This window comes from Blastococcus litoris (assembly GCF_003075095.1).
Lineage (GTDB): Bacteria > Actinomycetota > Actinomycetes > Mycobacteriales > Geodermatophilaceae > Blastococcus_B > Blastococcus_B litoris.
In genome coordinates, this window is the sequence record NZ_QCZF01000010.1 from 110,147 (window position 1) to 122,965 (window position 12,819).

Sequence of the window (12,819 nt, forward strand, 5' to 3'; positions counted from 1 at the left end):
AGGTCCGTCACCTATCGGCGGACCGCCACGTTCTCAGCTGCAGCCGCTGGTGGAGCCGCAGCCCTCGCACACGTAGCAGCTGCCGGCCGGGCGCATCTTCGTGCCGCAGGTCATGCACAGCGGCGCGTCGGTGGCGGTGCCGGTCACCAGCTCCAGGAGCTCGGCCGAGGAGTGCGCCTCCTTGACCGTCTTCGGGCCCTCCGGGGTGACCTTCTCCTGGGCAGGGGCGGTCTCGATCGGCGCGGAGCTGCGCAGCTGCTCCAGGTCGACCTCCTCCTCTTCGGTGACCGTGGCGGTCGAGGCGGAGGTGCCGTAGCCGGAGACCTGGGCGGCCCGCTCCTCGGCGCTGAAGATGCCGAGGGTGGCGCGCGTCTCGACCGGCAGGTGGTCGAGCGCCAGACGGCGGAAGATGTAGTCCATCACCGACTGGGCGATCCGGATGTCCGGGTCGTCGGTCATGCCGGCCGGCTCGAACCGCATGTTGGTGAACTTCTGGATGTAGGTCTCCAGCGGCACACCGTGCTGCAGCGCGATCGACAGCGAGATGGAGAAGGCGTCCATCACGCCGGCGAGGGTCGAGCCCTGCTTTCCGAGCTTGAGGAAGACCTCGCCGAGGCTGCCGTCCTCGTACATGCCGGCGGTCATGTAGCCCTCGGCGCCGGCGACGCTGAAGGACGTCGTGACGCTCGTCCGCTTCTTGGGCAGGCGCTTGCGCACCGGGTGCGAGAGCGCGGACGGGGCGACCTCTTCGACCTTTGCCTCGACCTTCTTGGCCTTGGCGTCGGACAGCGGCTGGCCGACCTTGCAGTTGTCGCGGTAGATGGCCAGCGCCTTGAGGCCCATCTTCCAGCCCTGGAAGTAGATGTTCTCGACCTCGTCGACGGTCGCCGTCTCCGGCATGTTGACCGTCTTGGAGATGGCGCCGGAGATGAACGGCTGCACCGCGGCCATCATCCGGACGTGGCCCATCGGGGAGATGGCCCGCTCGCCCATCGCGCAGTCGAACACCTCGTAGTGCTCCGGGCGCAGGCTCGGGGCGTTGACGACGTGGCCGTGCTCGGCGATGTACTCGACGATCGCCTCGATCTGCTCCTCCTGGTAGCCCAGGCTCTTGAGCGCCCGCGGCACCGTCTGGTTGACGATCTGCATGGAGCCGCCGCCGACCAGCTTCTTGAACTTGACCAGCGAGAAGTCCGGCTCGATGCCGGTCGTGTCGCAGTCCATCATGAAGCCGATGGTCCCGGTGGGGGCCAGGACCGAGGCCTGCGCGTTGCGCCAGCCGTTGTCGGCACCGATCTCGAGGCACTCCTGCCACTGCTGCGTGGCGGCCTTGAGCACGTCGGCGTCGTCGGCGCCGACCGGGCGGATGGCGTCGTTGGCCGCGGAGTGCTTGCGCATGACCCGTGCGTGGGCGTCGGCGTTGCGGGCGAACCCGTCGTAGGCGCCGACGATGCCGGCCAGCTCGGCCGAGCGGCGGTAGGCGGTGCCGGTCATCAGCGAGGTGATGGCCGCCGCGAGGGTCTGGCCGCCGCGCGAGTCGTAGGCGTGGCCGGTCGCCATGAGCAGCGCGCCGAGGTTGGCGTAGCCGATGCCCAGCTGGCGGTACGCGCGGGTCGTCTCACCGATGGGCGCGGTCGGGAAGTCGGCGAAGCAGATGGAGATGTCCATCGCCGTGATGACCAGCTCCACGGCCTTCACGAAGTTCTTCGAGTCGAACGTGCCGTCCGCCTTGAGGAACTTCATGAGGTTCAGCGACGCCAGGTTGCACGAGCTGTTGTCCAGGCTCATGTACTCCGAGCACGGGTTGGACGCGTTGATGCGACCGGTCTCGGGGTTGGTGTGCCAGTCGTTGATCGTGTCGTCGTACTGGATGCCCGGGTCGGCGCACTCCCAGGCGGCCTGGGTGACCTTGCGGAACAGGGTCTTGGCGTCGACGGTCTCGATGACCGAGTGGTCGAGGCGGGCACGCAGACCGAACTCGTCGCCCTCCTCCACCGCGCGCATGAACTCGTCGGAGACGCGGACGGAGTTGTTGGCGTTCTGGTACTGGACGCTGGTGATGTCCTTGCCGCCGAGGTCCATGTCGTAGCCGGCGTCGCGCAGCGCGCGGATCTTGTCCTCCTCGCGCGCCTTGGTCTCGATGAACTCCTCGATGTCGGGGTGGTCGATGTCGAGGACGACCATCTTCGCCGCGCGGCGGGTCGCGCCACCGGACTTGATGGTCCCGGCGGAGGCGTCGGCGCCGCGCATGAAGCTGACCGGGCCCGACGCGGTGCCGCCCGAGGAGAGCAGCTCCTTGGACGAGCGGATGCGGGAGAGGTTGAGGCCGGCACCGGAGCCGCCCTTGAAGATCAGGCCCTCCTCGCGGTACCAGTTCAGGATCGAGTCCATCTCGTCGTCGACGGCGAGGATGAAGCACGCGCTGACCTGCTGCGGCGCGCTGGTGCCGACGTTGAACCACACCGGGGAGTTGAAGCTGAAGTACTGGTGCATGAGCATCCAGGTCAGCTCGTGCTCGAAGATCTCGGCGTCGCCCTCGGTGGCGAAGTAGCTGTGCTCGCGGCCGGCCGCACCGTAGGTGAGCACCACGCGGTCGATGAGCTGGCGGAGGCTGCTCTCGCGCTGGGGGCTCCCCACCGCGCCACGGAAGTACTTCGTGGTGACGATGTTCGTCGCGTTGATGCTCCACTCGGCGGGGAACTCCACGCCGCGCTGCTCGAAGTTGATCGAGCCGTCACGCCAGTTGGTCATGACGACGTCGCGGCGCTCCCAGGTCACCTCGTCGTACGGGTGCACACCGGCAGTGGTGAAGACGCGCTTGATCTTCAGGCCCTTGCGGCTCGGCGCCTTGGCGCTGCGCCGTGCGCGGGTGCCGGCCAAGCGGTCGTCGGTCTCGGTCATGGTGTGGAGCTCTCCCTGGTGGTGGCGTGCTGAGCGGAGCTTGCTGGGGCGGATCGGAGGGCTGGGGAAGAGCCGCGATCGAGGTGCTCGAACTGCTGTCTATCGGGTGGTGCTGACAGTTCTCAGGCGCCGGTGAGGGCACCCGGGGACGCGGATCCGGACGACTCGGCCGACGAGGACTGCCGGGCCCTGAGCTCGGCGATCTCCTTCTCGAAGTCGGCGACCGAGGTGAAGGAGCGGTAGACGCTCGCGAAGCGCAGGTAGGCGACCTCGTCGAGCTCCCGGAGGGGCCGGAGGATGGCCAGCCCGACCTCGTTGCTGGGGACCTCCGCGGCGCCGGTGGCGCGGATGGCGTCCTCGACCTGCTGGGCCAGCAACTGGAGCTGGTCCTCGTCCACTGGCCGGCCCTGGCAGGCACGGCGGACGCCGGCGACGACCTTCGAGCGGTTGAACGGCTCGCTGACGCCGCTGCGCTTGACGACGGCGAGCACGGCCTCCTCGACCGTGGTGAACCGGCGACCGCACTTGGGGCAGGACCGGCGACGACGCGTGGTCGCCCCTTCGTCGGCCTCCCGCGAGTCGATGACCCGGCTGTCGGCGTTGTGGCAGAACGGGCAGCGCATCGCGGTTCGCCTCCTCCCGAGTTCCGGCCCGTCCGGACCGCTCCTGTGGACCCTCCTGGGGACATCCCGTGGATGTCCCGGGGAGAACCTGAGGACCAGCCTGTGGACAGGCTTACAACTCTGTAACTACTAGATGTAGGGGAACCCTAGGCCGGGTCACACAAGATGTGCAAGCGCTCGTTCGCTCGGCGTGTTCCGCCCTGACACTGCCGTCACCAGGGAGGACATCGCTCCCCACGAGTCACACGACACGCCGCCGCGACGCGCCGGACAGGTCCCCGCCGGCACAACGGTGAGCCGGTGCGGGCGCATCCGCGGACCGGCGACGCCCGCTCGGCGCACACCGGGGTCACCGCCACCGGGCGGCATCGGACACGGACTCACGCCCCCGGGATCGCCCCGCGGAGGACGATCGGGAGTTCGGTCCGGCGAGGTGCGTCAGACGCCGCCGACGGACCCGTCGACGCGCGGACGACGGGCGTGCGGCACGTGGTCGCTCAGCCGCATCGGACGCGTCAGCAGCTCGGGCTCGAGCCCCTCGGGCGCGGTCCAGGACGCGCCGGTGCGCGACGGCTCCTCCGGTCGCGCGGCAGGCCGCGGAACGGCCGGGGCGCCGGCCACAGGGCCGTTGGAGACCCGCGCCGTGGACGAGCCCGGCTGGGACACCGCAGGCAGCAGGCCGGTGTCGGCGGTCCGGTGCCGACCGAGGTCACCGGGCGCGCGATGACGGCCGGCAGATGCGGCCGGGAGCGGACGGGCCGGAGCGTCCTCCGGCGCGCGGCGGCGGCCGACCGAGGCGAACTGAGCGGTCTCGGCCGCGGCCCGGCGCCCGCCCACGGCGGGAGCCTCGGCGGTCTCGGGGGCGCGACGGCGCCCCACGGAGGCGAACTGCGCCGTCTCGTCGGCGGTGCGGCGGCCACCGGCCGCCGGCGCATCGGGCACCACGGACAGGTCCCGGACCGCGGGAATACCGCTCGTGGCCGCACCGTCCGCGTCGACCGACCGCACGCGACGCCCCGAGGGGTGACGGGCGACGGACATCTCCTGCGTGCCGGGCCCGTACGCCCGGCGACCGGCCGGCTCGGCGGCCACCGACAGGTGCCGCTCGGGAAGACGGAGGGATGCCAGGTCCGTCCAGGCCGTCTCCTCGACACCGCCGAGGACGACCCGGACCCACACCTGGCACGAACCGGTGGCGTCGTGCCGCCAGCCGAGCAGCTCGCCCGCCCACCAGGTTCCTGCCTGGTAGACCTCGACGGCCTGCGGTTGACTGGTGAACACAGCTGCTCGGTTCTCCATGGCGCCTGACACCCGACGACCGTAAGCGGTGGAGCGACCACAGAGTGTGAAGACGCCCGCACTGAGGGTTGACGAAGTCGCGCTCCGACGTTGTGGACCTATTGCCGTGGCGAGGTCGCAGTCAGCCGCTACGGGCATCGTCACCGCACCGTCGCCGTCCGGGCCCAGGTCAGCGCCCTGGACGAGTACGACGCGCTGCGGACGCGGCGCGCCGGTGATCACGGCAGGACCAGCGTCTGCCCGGGCACAAGCACCGACCCCTGCAGCCCGTTGAGCGCCTGGATCTCGTCGATCAGCGCGCGCACGTCGCCCTCGCCCTCGACCGCCGAAGCGATCGACCACAGCGTGTCGCCGGGCCGCACCACGATGCTGCTCTCCCCCGCCAGCCGCAGGCCGCCCTCGCCCCCTGCGACGAGCGGACCGAGCCACGACCCCAGGGCGACGCCGCAGGCCAGTGCCATGACCACGGCAAGGCGTCGGGCTCGCCGGGTCAGCCGCAACCGGGGCCGCTGGGCCTCTGCGAGCGCCGGCGGCCGGGGAGCCGCAGCGGCCGGCGCGGCCCGGTCGACGGGGCGCGGCGACGCCGGACGCCGGGAGGGCGCCGCCGTGGGCTGGCCGGGCGGTCGGCAGACGCCGACCCGGGAGGGACTGCGCCGCGACGGGTGGGACAGCGGCGACCGGACCGCCTCGCCGTCGGCGGCCACGACGACGAGCCGCGGCCGCCACGGCGCCCGGACCTCCTCGTCGAACTCCAGCACGGCCTGCTGAACGCTCCCCATGACCGGTTCTCCTTCGTTGCGTGGCTGGCACCTGCTCGTCGAACGCCTGTTCGATTCGAACGACTGTTCGATGTCTACCGGACGGGTCCGACGAAAGCCACACGACGCGGCACGCATTTCGAACATGTGTTTGATCCGGGCGGTCCGACGCGCTACCGTCCGTGCCACGGACACAGGCGCTGCGCGAGCGGCGGACGAGGAGGCGACGTGGCGGAGAAGAGCGGGAGCTCAGGCGGCCGCAAGGCGTCCGGGGACGCGGGCGTGCAGACGGCTGCGGTCAGGTCGTTCCCCGACCGGGGGGCCGACGGGGACGGGCTGACGCAGCGCCAGCGCCGGGTCCTCGAGGTCATCCGCGACTCGATCGAGCGCCGCGGCTACCCCCCGTCGGTCCGCGAGATCGGGGAGGCCGTCGGCCTGTCCTCCGCCTCGTCGGTCGCCCACCAGCTGTCGGTGCTGCAGAAGAAGGGCTGGCTGCGACGCGACCCGAACCGCCCCCGGGCGCTCGACGTGCGACTGCCGGGCGACTCGCCGCACACGGTCCCCGCACCCGCCGAGGTCGGGCTGGGCGAGGACACGCAGGTGCCTGCACCCATGTACGTGCCCCTGGTCGGCCGCATCGCGGCCGGCGGTCCGGTGCTCGCCGAGCAGGCAGTGGAGGACGTGTTCCCGCTCCCCCGCGAACTGGTCGGCGAGGGCACGCTCTTCATGCTCAAGGTCGTGGGTGACTCGATGGTGGAGGCCGCGATCTGCGACGGCGACTGGGTCGTCGTCCGGCAGCAGCCCACCGCCGAGAACGGCGAGATCGTCGCGGCGATGATCGACGGCGAGGCCACCGTGAAGACCTACAAGCGGCGCGACGGGCACGTCTGGCTGCTCCCCCACAACCCGGCCTACGAGCCGATCCCCGGTGACGACGCCACGGTCCTCGGCCGCGTGGTCAGCGTGCTGCGCCGGGTCTGACCTCGGAACGCGTGAACGGCGGGCCCCACCGCGTCCGGGTGGGGCCCGCCGTTCGTCGTCCGGGGCCGTGCGTGGTCTCAGGGTTTGCGGCGCAGCTTCCCGCTGATCCACACGACCACGGTGGCCACGCTCGCCGCGAGCAGCGCGGAGGTCCACGGCGACAGGCCCGAGCTGGTCAGGTCGGTGAAGCTGGGCACCGCCCCCTCGGGTGCGGGCGGCGCCGCGGCCGGCAGGTTCGCCCCAGCGAGCGGGATCTGGGTCAGGTCGCTCGGCGTGCCCTCGCTGCCGACCAGCAGGCTCGTGCCGTCCAGCGAGAAGCTGATCGCCTCGCCCTGCGGGGAGTCGGGCAGCGGCACGGTCACCGGCTGCCCGCCGAGCGCGCCCACGACGTCGTTGCCGGTCAGTGCCCACACGTACGCGTCGGTGTAGGTCCGCAGCGCGACGAAGCGGCCGTCGGCGGACACCGCGCCGCCCGTGACGAGCAGCTGCCCCGCCCGGCCCACCGGGCCCCCGGCCGTCCCGGTCAGCGTCATGTTGACGCCGGCCACCTTCGCCAGGGCGACGGTCCCACCGTCGACCAGCGGGGCCGCCGGGCTGTAGACGCCGCTGGCGCCCAGCACCTCCTTGGTCACCACGTACGGCGTGCCGTCCGGGGCCAGCAGGAGCGCCTCGGCGTCGTGCGGCCCGTCGGGATAGGTGAGCCGGTACACGCCGGTCGTGCCGTCGGGCCGGAGGGCGAGCAGCGCCACGGTCGTCCGGGTGGCGTTGTTGTCCCCCGTGTCGGCCAGCCAGACGGTGCCGTCCGCGCCGACCGCCATGTCCTCGGGGTCGTAGGGGTCCACGGGGGCCGACTGGGAGTCGACCACCTGGCAGCCGGCGTCGAGCAGGTGGACCGCCAGCTCTTCGCCGCCGTCGTTCATCGCGAGAACGCCGTCGGTGACCGCCACGAGTCCCGACAGCTCGGCCAGCCGCGGGTCGGTGACCTGGCAGAGCGTGGTCGGCGCGACGGCATCCTCGCCGTGCGCGGGCACGGCGGAGCCGAGGACGAGGCCGGCGCCGAGGAGACCCCCGGCCGCCAGCAGCCGTCCCCGCACGCCGCTACGCGGTCTGCCGGCCTCGGGCACGTACCCAGCGTGACAGAACGATTGCATCGAGTCGGTGAACCACGCCCAACAGCACGATCCCCACGGCCCCTCCGACGACCGCGTCGGTGATCCAGTGGAAGTCCAGCGACACCATCGCGACGCCGGTCGCGACGGGCCCGACGATGCTGAGCCACCAGAAGGCGCGCTGCACGCGGGCGGGCAGGTCGTACTCCACGGCCAGCCAGCGTGCGACGCCCCACATGATGACCGCGTTCGCCACGTGCCCGGACGGGAACGAGGCGCCGTCGAGGTGGAAGAACACCTCGTCCGGGTGGCCGGGAGCGGTGCGCCCGGTTCCGTGCTTGACCGCGTAGACGCCGAGGGTCAGCGTCCCGAGGGCCAGCAGCACCCGGAGCAGGGGCAGCCACGTGCGGTAGCGCCAGCCGAGGTAGCCGACCAGGACCGCCAGCACGCCGAGGATGGTGCCCCGCCCGCCGAGCTGGGTCACCGCCCAGACGAACGGGTACCCGGCCGAGTCGCGCAGCCCCCAGCCGCGGACGGCGTGGGAGATGCGCAGGTCGAGCCGCTCCAGGACGCCGCCGGTGAGCAGATCGGCCGTGATCAGCGCCCCGACCAGGAGCGCGACGAGCATCAGCCACCACGGCGGGCGCCCGATCGACACGACGCGGGTCCGCTCGGCCGCGCCGGCGTCCCGCACCGCGCCGCTGGTCACCCCGCCACCGTACCGGCCCGTGACCGGACCGTGATCCCGCCGAGGTCGACGCCCAGGGAAGTCAGGCGACGGGGACGCCGAACTGCTCGAGCGCCGCCGCGAGTCCGCCGTCGACCCGCGCGGTCAGCCGGGTGCCACCGTCCTCGTGCCGCTCGCTGAGCACCTCGCCGTCGCGGTGCACCCGTGCGACCAGGTCGCCCCGGTCGTAGGGCACCAGCACGTCGACGTCGATGTCGGGGTGCGGCAGGCGGGCGGCGACGAGCTCCCGGAGCTGCTCGATCCCGGTGCCGGTGCGGGCCGAGACCCAGACCGCACCGGGCAGGGCACGGCGCAGCGTGAGGATGGCTTCCTCGTCCATCGCGTCGACCTTGTTCACGACGACCACCTCCGGCACCGACGAGGCGTCGATGTCCTGGAGCACGACGTGCACGGCGTTGATCTGGCCGATCGGGTCCGGGTCGGAGCCGTCGACGACGTGCAGGAGCAGATCGGCGGCGGCGACCTCCTCCAGCGTCGACCGGAAGGCATCCACGAGCTGGTGAGGCAGGTGCCGGACGAAGCCGACGGTGTCCGTGAGCGTGTACTCGCGCCCCTCGGGCGTCTCCGCGCGTCGGACGGTCGGGTCCAGCGTGGCGAACAGCGCGTTCTCCACCAGCACGCCCGCGCCGGTCAGGGCGTTGAGCAGGCTGGACTTGCCGGCGTTGGTGTAGCCGGCGATCGCGACGCTGGGAGTGGCGTTCCGGTCGCGGTTCGACCGCTGGGTCGCCCGCGCCGTGGCCATCCCCGCGATCTCGCGGCGCAGCTTGCTCACCCGGGCACGGATGCGCCGGCGGTCCGTCTCGATCTTGGTCTCACCGGGACCGCGGGTACCGATGCCGCCACCACCGGCGACGCGACCACCTGCCTGCCGGGACAGCGACTCACCCCAACCACGCAGCCGCGGCAGCATGTACTGCATCTGGGCGAGCTCGACCTGGGCCTTGCCCTCCCGGCTGCTCGCGTGCTGGGCGAAGATGTCGAGGATCAGCGCGGTCCGGTCCACGACCTTGACCTTGAGGATCTTCTCCAGCTGGTTGAGCTGGCCCGGGGTGAGCTCGCCGTCGCAGATGACGGTGTCGGCGCCGGTCGCGGCGACGATGTCGCGGATCTCGCCCGCCTTGCCCGAGCCCACGTAGGTGGCGGCGTCGGGCTTGTCGCGCCGCTGGCTGACCGCCTCGAGGACCTGCGATCCGGCGGTCTCGGCCAGGGCGGCGAGCTCGGCCAGCGACCGGTCGGCGTCGACCTGGGTGCCCTCGGTCCACACCCCGACCAGCACGACGCGCTCGAGGCGCAGCCGGCGGTACTCGACCTCGGTGACGTCGGCGAGCTCGGTGGACAGCCCGGCCACCCGGCGCAGCGCGCCGCGGGCCTCCAGGGCGTAGGAGCCGGTGGTGTCGTCGGGCTCGTCCCACTGCTCGGTCGCGGCCGCGACAGGGCGCGGCTCGGGGCGGGTCTGGTCGTCGAAGGGGACGTCGGGGGCGGTCGTCATCGTCTCCAGCGTGGCATGCCCCGTCGCCGGGAGCACGTGAGTTGTCTGCATCTCTGTTCGCATCGCTCCGTACAACACCGGACGGTGCCGACTACATCCCGCGTCGCCGGGGGTAGGAGGCGGGCGGAGACGACACCGACGAGGAGGACAGCGATGAGCGAGTCCGGATCCAGCAGCCTGGGCGCGAACAGCGAGATCGACGACCCGGGCCGGGACCCGAAGGGCATCGGCGGTCCGTCCCGGAACCCGCTCGGGGGCGGGCCGGACCAGGACAGCGGCCGCGGCGAGGCGGAGAGCTCCCCCGCTACCGAGGGGCAGTCGATGATGCCCGAGTCGCCGACCGAGGACGACGACCGCGTCTGAGCCGGCTCAGCCGGCCAGCCACTCCGGGCACAGCTCGCCGGCCGCCACCAGCACCGCGGGGCCGGTGAGCACCGTTGTCCCGGGGGTCACCTGCACCGACAGGCGGCCCCCGGGGACGTCGACGACCACCGTCCCCTCCGTCCGCCCCTCCGCCGCGAGCGCCGCGTAGCCGGCGGCGCAGGCGCCGGTCCCGCACGAGCGGGTCTCGCCCACCCCGCGCTCGACGACGCGCAGCCGCACGTGGGCCGCCGGCTCGAGGACGTTCACCAGCTCCACGTTGACCCCGTCGGGGAAGAGCGCGGTGTCGAACCGCGGCGTCCCCGTCAGGTCGAGCTCCTCGATGTCCGCGTCGGTCAGGCAGGCCAGGTGCGGATTGCCCATCGAGACGGCGAGACCGGCGAAGGACCGGCCGGCCACCTCGGCCTCGCCGGCACCGAACTCGCGGGCCGGGCCCATGTCCACCCAGTAACCGCCCGCAGGGGTCGCACCGACCCGCCGCGGTCCGCCGCGAGTGCCCACCAGGACGCCGGCCTCGCACGTGGCCCGGTCGAGCAGCCCCTCGCTGACCAGCACGTGCAGGAACAGCCGGATGCCGTTGCCGCACATCTCCGCCGTGGACCCGTCGGCGTTGCGGTGGTCCATGAACCACTCGCACGCCGCCAGCGCCTCGCCCAGCACGGCCGGCGCGTCGGGCACGTGCACGCTGCGCACGACGCGGAGCACGCCGTCGCCACCGAGGCCGGCCCGCCGGTCGCAGAGCCGGCGCACCAGCGCGCCGTCCAGCCGGGCCTCGGGCCAGACGCTGCCGTCCGGATCGGGCAGGACGACGAAGTCGTTCTCCGTCCCGTGCCCGACGAGCACCCGGGGAGCGGTCAGCGCAGTCACGGATCGATCGTACGGGCGGTGATCACCTCGGAGACGGCGTCGACCAGGTCGGGGCGGGCGGCCTCGAACCAGGTGACCGTTGCGTCACGACGGAACCAGGAACGCTGGCGGCGGACGAACCGGCGCGTCGTCGAGACGGTCCGCTCGCGCGCCTCGTCCGGCGTGAGTTCGCCGTCGAGCTGGGCCAGCACCTGCGCGTACCCCAGGGCCCGGGAGGCCGTCGGGCCCTCGCGCAGCCCGTCGTCGGCGAGCGCGGCCACCTCGTCCACGAAACCCGCCGCCCACATCCGGTCCACCCGGGCGGCGACGCGCTCGTCGAGCTCGGCGGCTTCGCGGTCCAGCCCCACCACGACGGACGGGTAGTGCGGCCGCGGTTCCGGCAGCTGGGCGCGGAAGGGGCCGCCGGTCAGCTCGATCACCTCGAGCGCGCGGACGATCCGCCGTCCGTTGCTGGGCAGCACCGCCGCCGCGGCGGCCGGGTCGAGGCCGGCCAGCCGCTCGTGCAGGGCGGATGCGCCGACCGAGGCCAGCTCCTCCTCGAGCCGGGCGCGGACGGCCGCGTCGGTGCCGGGGAAGTCCAGCTCGTCCACCACCGCGCGGATGTAGAGCCCCGAGCCACCGACGAGCAGGGGCACGGTGCCGGCCGCCCGCAGCCGGTCGATCTCCGCCCGCGCCAGGTCCCGGTACTCCGCGACGGAGGCTGCGTCGCGGACGTGCCACAGGTCGAGCAGGTGGTGTGGCACGCCGTCCCGTTCGGCCAGGTCCGGCTTGGCGGTGCCGATGTCCATGCCGCGGTAGAGCTGCATGGAGTCGGCGTTGACCACCTCGCCGCCGAGGCGGTGGGCCAGCGCGACGGCGAGCGCGGTCTTGCCGGTCGCGGTGGGCCCGACGACGGCGACGACCGGCGGCGCGCTCACGCGGCCACCCACGAGGCGACGAGGTAGCCGACGCCGAACGGCGCGCAGTCGGAGTGCAGCCGAGCGGCCAGCGAGCGGCCGGCCAGGGCGGCGCCGACGGCTCGCCAGACAGGCACCCCCGCGGCCGCGAGACGCTCCCCCTCGGCGGGGTCGAGGTCGCGCAGGGCCCCGGCGTCGCCCGTCCGCAGGGCCCGCGCGACCGCCGCGTCGAACGGTTCCGCCGCCTCGTCCAGGTAGCCGGGCGCCTTGACGCTGCGCCGGGCCGAGCCGTCGCCCATCGCGAGGATCCCCACCGGCGCGGGCAGGTCGCGGACGAGCTGGACCAGGTCCTCCGGCGCGACGCCGACCCGGGCACCCGCGAAGCCGGCCTGGTCCAGCAGCCACGCCCCGAGCGTGTGCGGCACCGGGACCCGCCGTCCGCCCGGGCGGGCCCGCCCGTCGAACGGGACCTCGACGTCCACGCCGAAACCCCGGAAGCTGCCGGCGTCCCCCCGTCCCAGGCGCATGCCGGGCTCCGCGCCCGGACCGACCACGACGACGACGTCGGGGGCCACCGCCAGGAGGTCGCCGACCGCGGCGGCGCACGCCGCGCGGAGGGCGGCGGTCGCGTCGTCCGGCCGCACCTCGACGTCGGGGTGGAGCAGCGGAGGGGCCGGGCAGAAGGCCACCGCGGCCGACGCACGGGCACCGGGGAGGGGCGGCCCTTCGGGAACAGCACTCACACAGGTCAGTCTCCCGGATGCGAC

General features: G+C 73.1%; 12 protein-coding genes. 2 read left to right on the forward strand and 10 right to left on the reverse strand.

Annotated features, from left to right (window positions below):
• Window positions 1–33 precede the first annotated feature (33 nt).
• The 4 genes from DCS98_RS19290 to DCS98_RS19305 form a co-directional block, all read right to left on the reverse strand.
• Entirely contained in the window at window positions 34–2,901 is a 2,868-nt protein-coding gene (locus DCS98_RS19290) for a vitamin B12-dependent ribonucleotide reductase (RefSeq protein WP_116453015.1), read from the reverse strand.
• Window positions 2,902–3,023: 122 nt separating this feature from the next.
• Window positions 3,024–3,524, reverse strand: coding sequence for a transcriptional regulator NrdR (nrdR, locus tag DCS98_RS19295; protein ID WP_116453016.1), 501 nt, complete (start codon window positions 3,522–3,524; stop codon window positions 3,024–3,026).
• 438 nt (window positions 3,525–3,962) lie between these two features.
• The gene (locus DCS98_RS19300) at window positions 3,963–4,835 is read right to left on the reverse strand and encodes a hypothetical protein (RefSeq protein ID WP_164704664.1); all 873 of its coding nucleotides are present in this window, start codon (window positions 4,833–4,835) and stop codon (window positions 3,963–3,965) included.
• A gap of 206 nt (window positions 4,836–5,041) precedes the next feature.
• Window positions 5,042–5,602, reverse strand: a complete 561-nt coding sequence (locus DCS98_RS19305) for a LysM peptidoglycan-binding domain-containing protein (RefSeq protein ID WP_164704665.1) — start codon at window positions 5,600–5,602, stop codon at window positions 5,042–5,044.
• Between the two features lie 207 nt (window positions 5,603–5,809).
• Here DCS98_RS19305 and lexA point away from each other — a divergent pair, with 207 nt between their 5' ends.
• Window positions 5,810–6,562 carry a transcriptional repressor LexA gene (gene lexA / locus DCS98_RS19310; protein WP_116453019.1) on the forward strand — a complete coding sequence of 251 codons (753 nt, stop codon included), beginning with the start codon at window positions 5,810–5,812 and terminating at the stop codon, window positions 6,560–6,562.
• Between the two features lie 77 nt (window positions 6,563–6,639).
• On the opposite strand, the gene DCS98_RS19315 is transcribed toward lexA, so the two are convergent.
• The 3 genes from DCS98_RS19315 to hflX all read right to left on the reverse strand — a co-directional run bounded on the left by DCS98_RS19315 (window position 6,640) and on the right by hflX (window position 9,908).
• The gene (locus tag DCS98_RS19315; RefSeq protein WP_241038409.1) at window positions 6,640–7,656 is read right to left on the reverse strand and encodes a hypothetical protein; all 1,017 of its coding nucleotides are present in this window, start codon (window positions 7,654–7,656) and stop codon (window positions 6,640–6,642) included.
• A gap of 4 nt (window positions 7,657–7,660) precedes the next feature.
• Window positions 7,661–8,380, reverse strand: a complete 720-nt coding sequence (locus tag DCS98_RS19320) for a phosphatase PAP2 family protein (RefSeq protein ID WP_241038419.1) — start codon at window positions 8,378–8,380, stop codon at window positions 7,661–7,663.
• A gap of 61 nt (window positions 8,381–8,441) precedes the next feature.
• Window positions 8,442–9,908, reverse strand: coding sequence for a GTPase HflX (gene hflX / locus DCS98_RS19325; RefSeq protein WP_116453071.1), 1,467 nt, complete (start codon window positions 9,906–9,908; stop codon window positions 8,442–8,444).
• Window positions 9,909–10,061: 153 nt separating this feature from the next.
• On the opposite strand from hflX, the gene DCS98_RS19330 reads away from it, so the two are divergent.
• Window positions 10,062–10,271 carry a hypothetical protein gene (locus DCS98_RS19330; protein WP_116453021.1) on the forward strand — a complete coding sequence of 70 codons (210 nt, stop codon included), beginning with the start codon at window positions 10,062–10,064 and terminating at the stop codon, window positions 10,269–10,271.
• 6 nt (window positions 10,272–10,277) lie between these two features.
• Here the strand turns inward: DCS98_RS19330 and dapF are convergent, their stop codons facing one another.
• The 3 genes from dapF to DCS98_RS19345 are packed head-to-tail and all read right to left on the reverse strand — an operon-like array spanning window position 10,278 to window position 12,795.
• A complete protein-coding gene (gene dapF / locus DCS98_RS19335; RefSeq protein ID WP_241038421.1) occupies window positions 10,278–11,156 on the reverse strand; it encodes a diaminopimelate epimerase in 879 nt (292 codons plus the stop codon).
• Window positions 11,153–12,073 (reverse strand): tRNA (adenosine(37)-N6)-dimethylallyltransferase MiaA, encoded by a 921-nt coding sequence (gene miaA / locus DCS98_RS19340; protein WP_116453073.1) that lies wholly within the window; start codon window positions 12,071–12,073, stop codon window positions 11,153–11,155. Before miaA ends, dapF begins: the two co-directional genes overlap by 4 nt.
• Window positions 12,070–12,795 (reverse strand): class III extradiol ring-cleavage dioxygenase family protein, encoded by a 726-nt coding sequence (locus DCS98_RS19345; RefSeq protein ID WP_116453022.1) that lies wholly within the window; start codon window positions 12,793–12,795, stop codon window positions 12,070–12,072. The genes miaA and DCS98_RS19345 overlap by 4 nt, the downstream gene beginning before the upstream one ends.
• Window positions 12,796–12,819 lie beyond the last annotated feature (24 nt).